This is a genomic window from Caballeronia sp. (genome assembly GCF_028292365.1).
Taxonomy (GTDB): Bacteria; Pseudomonadota; Gammaproteobacteria; order Burkholderiales; family Burkholderiaceae; genus Caballeronia.
In genome coordinates this window covers 1-10,226 of the sequence record NZ_JAQGMM010000501.1, presented here as the reverse complement: position 1 = coordinate 10,226, position 10,226 = coordinate 1, and the positions used below count along the sequence as shown (strand labels likewise).

The 10,226-nt window shown below is 58.7% G+C and carries 9 protein-coding genes; 4 read left to right on the top strand and 5 right to left on the bottom strand.

Features of this window, described 5'->3' with window-relative positions; all coding sequences use genetic code 11:
- From JWR14_RS29325 to JWR14_RS29315, 3 genes are all read left to right on the top strand, one after another.
- A partial coding sequence (locus tag JWR14_RS29325) for a PhoH family protein (protein WP_299716153.1) occupies positions 1-1,810 on the top strand: 1,810 nt, incomplete at its 5' end.
- 225 nt (positions 1,811-2,035) lie between these two features.
- Complete coding sequence (locus JWR14_RS29320) at positions 2,036-3,235, top strand: NlpC/P60 family protein (RefSeq protein ID WP_299716150.1); 1,200 nt, start codon at positions 2,036-2,038, stop codon at positions 3,233-3,235.
- A 151-nt stretch (positions 3,236-3,386) separates the two neighbouring features.
- The gene (locus JWR14_RS29315; protein ID WP_299716147.1) at positions 3,387-4,193 is read left to right on the top strand and encodes an SDR family oxidoreductase; all 807 of its coding nucleotides are present in this window, start codon (positions 3,387-3,389) and stop codon (positions 4,191-4,193) included.
- Between the two features lie 64 nt (positions 4,194-4,257).
- Here JWR14_RS29315 and JWR14_RS29310 read toward each other — a convergent pair whose 3' ends face one another.
- The 4 genes from JWR14_RS29310 to JWR14_RS29295 form a co-directional block, all read right to left on the bottom strand.
- On the bottom strand, positions 4,258-5,271 hold the full coding sequence (locus JWR14_RS29310; RefSeq protein ID WP_299716145.1) for an inorganic phosphate transporter: 1,014 nt from the start codon (positions 5,269-5,271) through the stop codon (positions 4,258-4,260).
- A gap of 29 nt (positions 5,272-5,300) precedes the next feature.
- Positions 5,301-5,927 (bottom strand): DUF47 domain-containing protein, encoded by a 627-nt coding sequence (locus tag JWR14_RS29305; protein WP_089159053.1) that lies wholly within the window; start codon positions 5,925-5,927, stop codon positions 5,301-5,303.
- Positions 5,928-6,226: 299 nt separating this feature from the next.
- Positions 6,227-7,483, bottom strand: a complete 1,257-nt coding sequence (locus JWR14_RS29300) for an aromatic ring-hydroxylating dioxygenase subunit alpha (protein WP_299716134.1) — start codon at positions 7,481-7,483, stop codon at positions 6,227-6,229.
- Positions 7,484-7,660: 177 nt separating this feature from the next.
- Positions 7,661-8,590: a LysR substrate-binding domain-containing protein gene (locus JWR14_RS29295; protein WP_299716131.1), complete on the bottom strand. Its 930-nt coding sequence runs from the start codon at positions 8,588-8,590 to the stop codon at positions 7,661-7,663.
- A 204-nt stretch (positions 8,591-8,794) separates the two neighbouring features.
- Between JWR14_RS29295 and JWR14_RS29290 the strand changes: the two genes are divergently transcribed.
- Positions 8,795-9,196 carry a hypothetical protein gene (locus JWR14_RS29290; protein ID WP_299716128.1) on the top strand — a complete coding sequence of 134 codons (402 nt, stop codon included), beginning with the start codon at positions 8,795-8,797 and terminating at the stop codon, positions 9,194-9,196.
- Between the two features lie 427 nt (positions 9,197-9,623).
- Here the strand turns inward: JWR14_RS29290 and JWR14_RS29285 are convergent, their stop codons facing one another.
- A complete protein-coding gene (locus tag JWR14_RS29285; RefSeq protein ID WP_299716125.1) occupies positions 9,624-9,953 on the bottom strand; it encodes a hypothetical protein in 330 nt (109 codons plus the stop codon).
- Between the last annotated feature and the right edge of the window lie 273 nt (positions 9,954-10,226).

Here is a 10,226-nt window from a genome sequence, read left to right as displayed (position 1 = left end):
AGCCAAAGCCCGCCCTGCCCGATCATCGAAAAAGCAGGCAAGCGACGGCGATCTAGTTGAAACCGAAACCGATTTTGGCGTGAGCGTCGGTGCTTCGCGGCCTGCCGCCGCGAATACCGCCAATACGCTGCGTGCCATAGCAAGTGAGACACTTGCGAACGCGGCCAAAGGCTCAGCGGTAGAAGCCTCTGACGCAGCACCCGCCGCGCGCACACGCCGCGCGAAACAAACGGCGGCGTTGCTGCAACCTGCTGCCGCACCGGACGAACAGGTCGAAACCGCGCAGCCGGCGGTCGCCCGTGCGCCTGTCGAAGCGCGCACGCCAGCACGCTCCGAAACGCCTGCCGCGCCCGTGGCTGTGGCAACTCAGCCGCGCGGCCAGCAAAAACGCCGTCAGCGCGGTCAGCCGGAAAACGAGATCGGCAAGCTGTTCGTGCTCGACACGAACGTGCTGATGCACGATCCGTCATCGCTGTTCCGGTTCGAGGAACACGACGTCTATCTGCCAATGATGACGCTCGAGGAACTCGACAACCACAAGAAGGGCATGTCGGAAGTGGCGCGCAATGCGCGTCAGGTGAGCCGTACGCTGGATGCGCTGGTGGCGCATGTTGGCGAGATGTCGGCAGGCTTGCCGCTGTCCGCGCTGGGCAATCGCGATGCGACCGGCCGTCTGTACTTCCAGACCACGCTGACGGATATCGAGCCGGTCGAAGGCCTGCCGGTCGGTAAGGCCGACAACCAGATTCTCGGCGTGGTTCGCGCGCTGCAGAAGGAGCGAACGGACCGCCAGGTCGTGCTGGTGTCGAAAGACATCAACATGCGCATCAAGGCCCATGCGCTCGGCTTGCCCGCTGAAGATTATTTCAACGATCAGGTGCTGGAAGACAAGGACCTGCTCTATTCCGGCGTGCGCGCGTTGCCTTCGGACTTCTGGACGAAGCACGCGAAGGGCATGGAAAGCTGGCAGGACACCAAGACGGGCACCACGTATTACCGCGTGACCGGTCCGCAGTGCGCGTCCATGCTGGTGAACGAGTTCGTTTATTTCGAACCGCAGAATGGCGAACCATCGTTTTACGGCATCGTGCGCGAGCTGAACGGCAAGACGGCGCTGCTGCAAACGCTGCGCGATTACAGCCACCACAAGAACAACGTGTGGGGCATTACGTCGCGCAATCGCGAGCAGAATTTCGCGTTGAACCTGCTGATGAACCCGGACGTGGATTTCGTCACGCTGCTGGGTCAGGCCGGTACCGGCAAGACTTTGATGGCTTTGGCTGCCGGCCTCGCGCAAGTGCTCGACGACAAGCGCTATAACGAGATCATCGTCACGCGTGCGACGGTTCCGGTTGGCGAAGACATCGGCTTCCTGCCGGGTACGGAAGAAGAAAAAATGCAGCCGTGGATGGGCGCATTCGACGACAACCTCGAAGTCCTGCAAAAGACCGACGACGCTGCCGGTGAATGGGGCCGTGCCGCCACGCAGGAATTGATCCGATCGCGCCTGAAGGTGAAGAGCATGAACTTCATGCGCGGCCGGACCTTCGTGGACAAATACGTGATCATCGACGAGGCGCAGAATTTAACGCCGAAGCAGATGAAGACGCTCGTCACGCGCGCCGGTCCGGGCACGAAGATCGTGTGTCTGGGCAATATCGCGCAGATCGACACGCCGTATCTGACGGAAGGCAGTTCGGGGCTGACGTACGTGGTCGACCGCTTCAAGGGCTGGACGCATAGCGGTCACGTCACGCTCGCGCGCGGCGAACGTTCACGCCTGGCGGATTACGCATCCGAGATTCTTTAAATTTTCGACACGCCTCGAAAGCCCGGCAAGCATGGCTTGCCGGGCTTTTTTACGTCTTTTCTGCGTGTTTCGGACCCAAAACCACGTTTCTCCCGAGCAACACTTACAGCGTAAACCTCAAGTGACTTATCAAGAAAACTTGCTCAGGCCCCGTCTGACGGGCTAGTATCGCGAGACCGTCACCACGGCGAGCGTTCGTGTTCACCCTCAGCTCGCCCCTTTCGAATGCGTCGACTCTGGTCACTGCTGCTCGTCACCCTTCTCGTTGCCGCGTGCTCCAGCGCGCCGACGCGGGTGTCGCGTGCACCGGCTGCATCGAACGCTACCGCTTCCAATCGCACCTTCGCCACACCCTCCGGCTTTCCGAATTTCGTCGACCACAGCGTGGGGCGCGAGGAAATCTCCATCCAGGCGATGTCGCTCGTGGGCGTGCCGTATCGGTGGGGAGGCAATACGCCGGAGGCGGGTTTCGATTGCAGCGGACTCGTGCGCTATGTGGTGGATCGGGCTGCATCCGTGAATCTGCCGCGTACGACCGCGGACATGAGCGTTCGCGGTGAATCGATCGAACCCGATGAAGTTGCCCCCGGCGACCTGATTTTCTTCAACACGACGGGCCGGCCGCATTCGCACGTCGGCATCTACGTGGGCAAGCTGCGCTTCGTGAACGCGCCGTCGACAGGTGGCACCGTGCGGCTCGATTACCTCACCAATCCGTATTGGGCCAAGCGTTTCGATGGCATCCGACGCGTCGCGCCGCCAAAAGCCGCGCCGGCTCCGTTCGATGCACCGACGTATCTGGCGTCGCCCGTTCCGGCCCCTGCTCCGGTGGAGAGTGCTCCAGTCCGTCCGCCAACCCAGGTTGCCGCGCAGGCCAGCGATCGTTATGAAACGCCGGCGGCCACGACGACTACAACGGCAACGACCGCAGGCTCCTACCGTAGCACCGCCTCCGATCAATTCGAGCCCCCGCCGCCCGCGTTATCGGCTGCTCAACGACAGGCGCAATCTGCGGGTGCTGTATCGCCGGCCGTCACCACCGCCCGCTCCGGCGCCGATCCGTTCGAACCGCCACCGCCCTCGCTGTCCGCCGCACAGCGGCAATCGCAAGCCGCAAATGCAACATCGCCACCACGCGCGTCGCCGGCTGAAACGGACGCGGTCACGGCGGCATCGAATGCGCCCGATCCCATCGCGGCCGCCGCCGATGCCTTCGAACCCCCGCCGCCCACCGCCCGTCTCGCGGCGCAGCAGGTGCGCTCGATACAAGAGCGACAACCAGAGCAACAACCTTCATCGGTTGGCCGGATTCCCGCCGCCGATCCCGCCGCCCACGTGATGCGCGCCTCCACGAATGCGCTCACGCCCACGCGTCCCGCCACCGCCGACGACCCCATCGCGAAGTTCGCCAACGGCAGCTACTAAGCCCTCAGCGGGCGCTGGCGTTCAACTCACGATCTGCTCACGTTCAGCGCGGTCTCTGAACCGCACACACTTCCCAGCGTCTGCTATCGTGTCTCGATAACGATTCCACGCATCATTGGATCGACCATCGAACTCGAAAGGAGTGAACCTCATGGACTTGGGACTCGCCGGCAAGATCGTGCTCATCACGGGCGGCAGCAAGGGAATTGGCTTTGCGTGCGCGCGGGCATTTGCAGCGGAAGGCGCGCGCGTCGCGATTGTTTCACGCGATCCGGCAAACCTCGCCCGCGCTCGCGAAGAGCTCGCGAAAGATGGCTTTCACGTGCATCTCGCGCGGGCTGATCTTCACGAAGCACACAGCGCGCAAGACGTAGTGGAAGAAGCGACGGGTGCGCTCGGCCCGATCGATATTCTCGTGAATTGCGCGGGCGCGGCTAAACGTTACGATCCCGATCTCCTCGATGCCGACAGCTACAAGGCCGCGATGGAAGCTAAATATTTTCCCTGCATCTATCCCCAGCAAGCCGTGCTGAAGCAAATGGCCGAACGGCTGAAAGCGAACCCCAAGGCCGAACCGGGTGCGGTGGTCAACATCATCGGGATGGGTGGGAAGATCGCGAGCGATATCCATATCGCAGGCGGTGCGGCCAATGCGGCACTGATGCTGGCGACCGTCGGTCTCGCGCATCATTACGCGAAGTTGGGCATTCGCATTAACGCGATCAATCCGGGTGCGACGCTGACGGAACGCGTGGAGGAAGCGCTGGCGCTTGAGGCGCAGAGGCTGGGTGTGACGCGAGATGAAGCGTTGGCCCTAAGTCAGGCAAAAGTGCCGCTCGGCCGATACGCAAAACCCGAGGAGATCGCAGACGTTGCGCTGTTCCTGGCAAGCCGCCGGGCGAGCTACGTATCGGGCGCGATCATTCCGATGGACGGTGTCGGTGCGCCGCTGATCTGACGCACGAAGCACGGGTGAATTCGGGTGACTTAAAAGCAAGTCACCCGGCGATTACTCGTTCCGTTCAAGGAAGAAAGCGATGCCCGAGCCACCAAGCGGCGGCGGCCATCACGGCCGACGCCGGAATGGTTAATATCCAGGCCCAGACGATATTCCCCGCCACGCCCCAACGCACTGCGCTGAATTTCTGCGTCGCACCCACACCGACAATCGCGCCTGTGATCGTGTGCGTGGTGGACACGGGAATACCCAGAAACGACGCAACGAACAGCGTAATCGCCCCGCCTGACTCCGCGCAAAACCCGCCGACCGGCTTGAGCTTCGTGATCTTCTGACCCATCGTGCGCACGATGCGCCAGCCGCCGAACAACGTTCCGAGCCCCATCGACAGATAACATCCGCCGATCACCCAGATCGGCGGTGCGTCGGCCGTTGCGGACCAATAACCGGCTGCAATCAGCAGCATCCAGATAACGCCAATCGTCTTCTGCGCGTCGTTGCCGCCGTGCCCGAGGCTATACAACCCCGCCGATATCAGCTGCCAGCGCCTGAACCGCCGATCTACCTTGGAGGGCGGCGTGCGGAAATACATCCACGACACGATCAGCATGAACAGCGATCCGAGCACGAAACCCAGTAGCGGCGAGATAAAAATGAACGAGACGGTCTTGAGCAAGCCTTCCATATTCAGCGAGCCCCACCCTGACTTCGCCCACGCCGAGCCGACCAGGCCGCCGATCAGCGCGTGCGACGAGCTCGACGGAATGCCGTAGTGCCACGTGATGATGTTCCAGCCGATCGCCCCGACAAGCGCACCGAAGATCACATATTGATCGACGATAGCCGGATCGATCGTCCCCCGGCCGACGGTAGCGGCAACCTTCAAATGGAAGACGAAATACGCAATGACGTTGAACGCGGCGGCGAACGCCACGGCTTGCTGAGGTTTCAGCACGCCGGTGGACACAACGGTTGCGATGGAATTGGCGGCGTCGTGGAAGCCGTTCATGAAGTCGAACAGGAGTGCGACCACGACGAGCGTAATGACAGCCCATAGGGCGAGTTGAATCGGTTGCATCGTTTATCGAGTGAGTGGCGCGGCTGAAATCAGGCGTTTTCCAGCACGATGCCTTCGATGATGTTCGCGACATCCTCGCATTTGTCGGTGATCGTCTCGAGCAACTCGTAGATTGCCTTGAGCTTGATCAGCGTCTTGACGTTGTCCTCTTCGCGGAAGAGTTTCGACATGGCCGAACGCAGCACCCGGTCGGCATCCGATTCCAGACGATCGATTTCTTCGCAGATCTTGAGGATTTCGCTGGCGCGTTTCATGTCGGCGAGCAGCTTGACGGCTTGCTGCACACGCTCGGAGGTCGCAGTGCAAATATGCGCGAGCTGGCTCATTTCCGCGGTCGATTCGCGCACGTCATAAAGCGAAATGGCGGTGGCGACGTCTTCCATCAGGTCGAGGATGTCGTCCATCGTCGTGATGAGCTTGTGGATTTCGTCGCGATCGAGCGGCGTGATGAACGTCTTGTGCAGCAAATCGATGGTTTCGTGCGTCAGCTTGTCCGCACGTTTTTCGTTGGTCTGGACGTTCTGCTTATGGACTTCCATCTGGTCCATGTTGTCGATCAGCAGTTCGAGTTCGTGACTTGCGTCAACGATGCACTTTGCGTGCGCATTGAAGATTTCGAAAAATTTGCCCTCGGTGGGCATGAAACGTCCAAACATGAAAATCCCGAAAAGTAATTTTCCTGCATTAAATCAACTATTTACCGAAACTCACGCAATCCAGGTCAGCGCAGTACGTAACCTGTGCAGCATTCCTGACCAGGGTGAGTCGATGTGACAAGCTCGTGACAAGGTGGGATTCTATCGGAAAGCGCCCGCTCACAGGCAGGCGTGTCTGGTCACCAGAATTGGCGATGTGCACCCTTGGTTCTGACAATAATCATTGGGCGTGGGGTCGAGCGCCCCACCTTGGTGGCAGCATCCGTTAATACAAGCGGCGTCAGCTTTCGGCCAGATGCTCACACACCGTGCGCGTTCAGTCGGGCCGCATACCAGCGCGAGAACTGGTCGACATACACTTCGGTGAAGGGAGAAAACATGCCGGGTGCGTATGCCGGGTCCTGGGTACCTTCGTGCGTGATTTCGACAAGATGCTTGTCCTGCGTATTAGTCGCAACCCAGACTTCCGTCAAATCCGGAATCTTGTAATCCACACCTTCTACCGCGTCGGCGTGGACGAGCCATTTGGAGCGCACCAGCGTCTTGTCCGGAGCAAGCGGGATGATGGTGGAAATCACCGCATGGTCGCTCATGACGTGCGTCCACGAGTTGTGCGTCCATAGGTGCGTATCGCCAAGGTCACGGCGCGTTAAAGCACCGAGAAGCTTGGTGCTGGCAACCTTTGTGCTGATTGTTTGAGATTCACCCGCACCAGCGATGACCAACTGCTGCGTCCTGAACTGCGTAACCGCATCCTCGTCGAGCCACTCGACGGCTTCCGTGACGAATCCTTCACGCTCCCAGCTTGCTTGGCATTTGGCGTTGCGCGCCTTGTACTCGTCAAGGGCGCGCCGAGATTCATCACTGAGGTCATCAGGACAGAAACCAAAATCTTCAGGCAGGAACGACGCTGTCAACTCCGGATGGGTGGCTTGGCAGTGGTAACACTCGCGGTTATTTTCAATGACGAGCTTCCAGTTGCCGTTTTCGATGAATTCTTGCTCGAAGGCTATCCTGGTGTTCTGCAAGTCGTAGGGCGCGAAGCGCGGGGCCATCGTCGCTTCCAGCTTCGAGATATCCTCCGGCGGATTCTCGTCAAGACAAACAAAAATGTGCGTTCCGACAATCCTCGTGTGCACTGGAATGAGACTGCGACAGGTCGTGTCGAAATCCTTACCCATGTGCGTCGTATGGCGAAGGTTGCCGTCGAGATCGTACGTCCATTGGTGGTAAGGACACACGAGCATGCCTACGGTCGACTTCCCTGCCTCCTTGAGGCGCGCCCCGCGATGACGACAGACGTTGCGATACGTCCGGACGTTCTCGTTGTCGTCCCGGACAATGATGATTGAAGCCTTGCCGATATCCACGGTTGAAACATCGCCCGGCTCGGGAACGTCGGCAGTGACGCCAACCAGGATCCAGTGCTTATGGAAAAAGATCCCGACGTCCACCTCAAAAACGTCCTGCCGGCCAAAGAGCTCGCCGGGCATGCCGTGCCCCGGACGACGGCTACGGATCAACTCTCCATGGGTCTTGGCTGTCACTTCCGGCATCGTCTTTCTCCAACGTTCAAGGGTGTCGAGACTTCTGGTGTTCCCGCTATCAACCCAGTATTGGAGTGACGAAAAAGAGCGTCAATGTGCTTAATTTTCGCTCTGACATTACTTTAAGTTATGCGATTCCGCATATGCCTCGACCGCTTTCAGCGGAGGCGTTGCCGAGATCGAGCGTCAACTCGTAACAGCGTCTTCCCGAAGCCAGTCAATCAGGCCGTCTATGGCGGGTGTGATGGTTCTCCCGTGGGGCACGACGACGAAGTACGAGTCGCTCACCTTAACCGAGGCGAAGGGTAGCCTTGCGAGTTCGCCGTTTTTTAGCATGTCATGAACGAGCCGGCCCCAACCGAGAGCGATGCCGTGGCCGAAACGGGCGGCCTGGATTGCGTCCGTATAAAGGCTGCATCGCAGCGCAAAATTTAGCCGCTGAGGTCTGAAGCTCACCGCATGGAACCACTCCTCCCACCCCATCCATCCTTCCGAGGTCGAGTCCGATTCGATCAGCGCCGCGTTGGCGAGTTCCTGCAGCGATTCGGGCTCCCCTTGCGACTCCAACCAAGTTGGCGAGCAGACTGGAAAAACCTCTTCGTCGAACAGGAGCGTGGCGGTGCCGTCGCCCCACCGACCGTTCCCAAACCGTACCGCGACATCAATCTCCTTATGCCGGAGGTCCGAGATAAACATCTGGGTGGAGAGGCGAAGTTGAAGCTGCGGCTGAGATTCTTTCAGAGACGAAAGCCTGGGCAAGAGACGGAAATATGAAAAGGCCGACGTTGCGGCGAGCACAAGTTCCTGCTGGACGGGGCCGCTTCCAAGCCGGTCGAACACGCCGGCGATTTTTTGCATCGACTCGGCAACAACCAGGTACAGTTCTTCGCCCTCATCGGTCAGTTTGATGGAGCGGTGGAGACGATGGAAAAGGCGACTGCCAAGCGTTTCCTCAAGGACCTTGACCTGCCTGCTGACGGCAGCCTGCGTCACCCCGAGTTCGTGCGCGGCAAGGGTGAAGCTGCTGAGCCGCGCAACGGCTTCAAACTCGACAAGCGCGTTGACCGAAGGAATAAGCCGCCGATAACCTTTGGTTGCTGTCGACCCTGGTTTCATATCGCCATTGGAGAAGATTGGATTGCGAGGATTCTATCGTTCCGTGGGCGCGGGGGATTATCGGCAGCGGCATGCTCGATCGCGGTATGTTGGCACGAAGTTAGTGCTACCGATTGGCAAGAGTAACCGTTCTTCGCTTCCCGACCCTTTGGGCAAAGTGCCATTACAATCCAGCACTTCGATCCGACAACCGTGATTTCCGCCATGAAATATCTTCTTGCATTCACGCTCACGGCGGTCATCGCGACCGCAAGCGGAATCGCGAAAGCCGACACATCCGTGAACAGCGATGCCGCCAAACAACCGTGCGCCATTGGGTATGTCACCGGCGTCGGCGGATCGGGACAGACCGTTCGTGAATACCTTGCCACCCCCGACAGGGACAAATATCGTTTTCTTGCGGACAACCCGATCCAATGCCAGGTCTCTGAAGAGGGAAGCGCGTCTGCTTGCGTTGGCATTACAAGCCTTCGGCATGAAAAAGTCAGCGTGTATGACGACACCGACAGCGCGACGATGACAGTCGTCGCCCGCATAGAGCTCGACCGCGGGACATACCCGGCGATTATCGTGGTGCCAAGGCCGGATGTGCAGTGCGAACAGTAAATAGCGTCACTGCTAAACGATAACGATTTTGACGGGTCCGTTGGCGTGGTGAACTCGCCGAATCCATCCTGAGCGTCTTGTTACTGCCCTCATGCTCGTCGTTCGCAACAAGCACGCATTGCCTGTCCGATCTGCGTTGCAATATGTGCTCACACTACCGCACGTCACGTGCTGATTGATCTGTGTAAGCGCAGTTTTAGCGCCGTTGATTTCGACACCCGCTCGCTCCCTTTCGTCCAACCGAACACCTCGCTGGTCGCGAAGGCGTCACTTGGTTCTTAACTGAACTTCGTTGCGATCAAAGCCGACCCTTCGAATGCCGCCGCAATTTGCGCTGGCTAAATCCAATGGCTGGAAATATCTCTCGTTATTTGGGTATGTGTCAGGTCGCGATCATCTCAGTGATCGGTGCAAAATTTCATTCGCGTTAATTGTCTGGATCTCCCCGGTAACGACGTCCCCGAAGTTGGTTTTCCCTCACCGACCTTTCGGTCGTCTGACTTACGCCATCCACGCCCCAAATGTTGAACTTGTAAGCCATAAGGATCACGAAGCTTGCCCAGCCGATCACCCGATTGAGCGTGACTAGGGACCAGTTGCACCAAGGGTTTCCCCTAAAAACATACGCGAATTCAGACACTCCTAAAAACCGCGTGCGCAGCAACAAAAAATCAGTGCGCAAACCTTTTGAAAAATCACTTCGACTCATCCCGCGGCGGCCAAAAGTAAGAAGAACTTCATGGCGCACGAAGATCATTTGTTTTGATTCCTAAAGTTTTTCTGCGCGCAGTCGTTAAGTGAATCACCCGCTCCCGAATCTAAAAGTACGAACTGAGGCGAGATATGCCTTGTGTCTGCTCCCTAAAAAATCGGGGTGCTGGGTACGATATGTCGGTCTTCGGGGCTTTCACTTACCTGACGGTCCGACGCCAACCACCACGTTAGGGGAATATAAAAATGCGCAAATTTATCAGCTGGTTCGTTCGCGATGAGCGCGGTGTCAGCGCCATGGAATATGCGGTTCTGGCAG

Coding starts and splice junctions, on each gene's coding strand:
- JWR14_RS29320 (WP_299716150.1), top strand. CDS start 2,036: ATGCGTCGACTCTGGTCACTGCTGCTCGTCACCCTTCTCGTTGCCGCG.
- JWR14_RS29315 (WP_299716147.1), top strand. CDS start 3,387: ATGGACTTGGGACTCGCCGGCAAGATCGTGCTCATCACGGGCGGCAGC.
- JWR14_RS29310 (WP_299716145.1), bottom strand. CDS start 5,271: ATGCAACCGATTCAACTCGCCCTATGGGCTGTCATTACGCTCGTCGTG.
- JWR14_RS29305 (WP_089159053.1), bottom strand. CDS start 5,927: ATGTTTGGACGTTTCATGCCCACCGAGGGCAAATTTTTCGAAATCTTC.
- JWR14_RS29300 (WP_299716134.1), bottom strand. CDS start 7,483: ATGCCGGAAGTGACAGCCAAGACCCATGGAGAGTTGATCCGTAGCCGT.
- JWR14_RS29295 (WP_299716131.1), bottom strand. CDS start 8,590: ATGAAACCAGGGTCGACAGCAACCAAAGGTTATCGGCGGCTTATTCCT.
- JWR14_RS29290 (WP_299716128.1), top strand. CDS start 8,795: ATGAAATATCTTCTTGCATTCACGCTCACGGCGGTCATCGCGACCGCA.
- JWR14_RS29285 (WP_299716125.1), bottom strand. CDS start 9,953: ATGATCTTCGTGCGCCATGAAGTTCTTCTTACTTTTGGCCGCCGCGGG.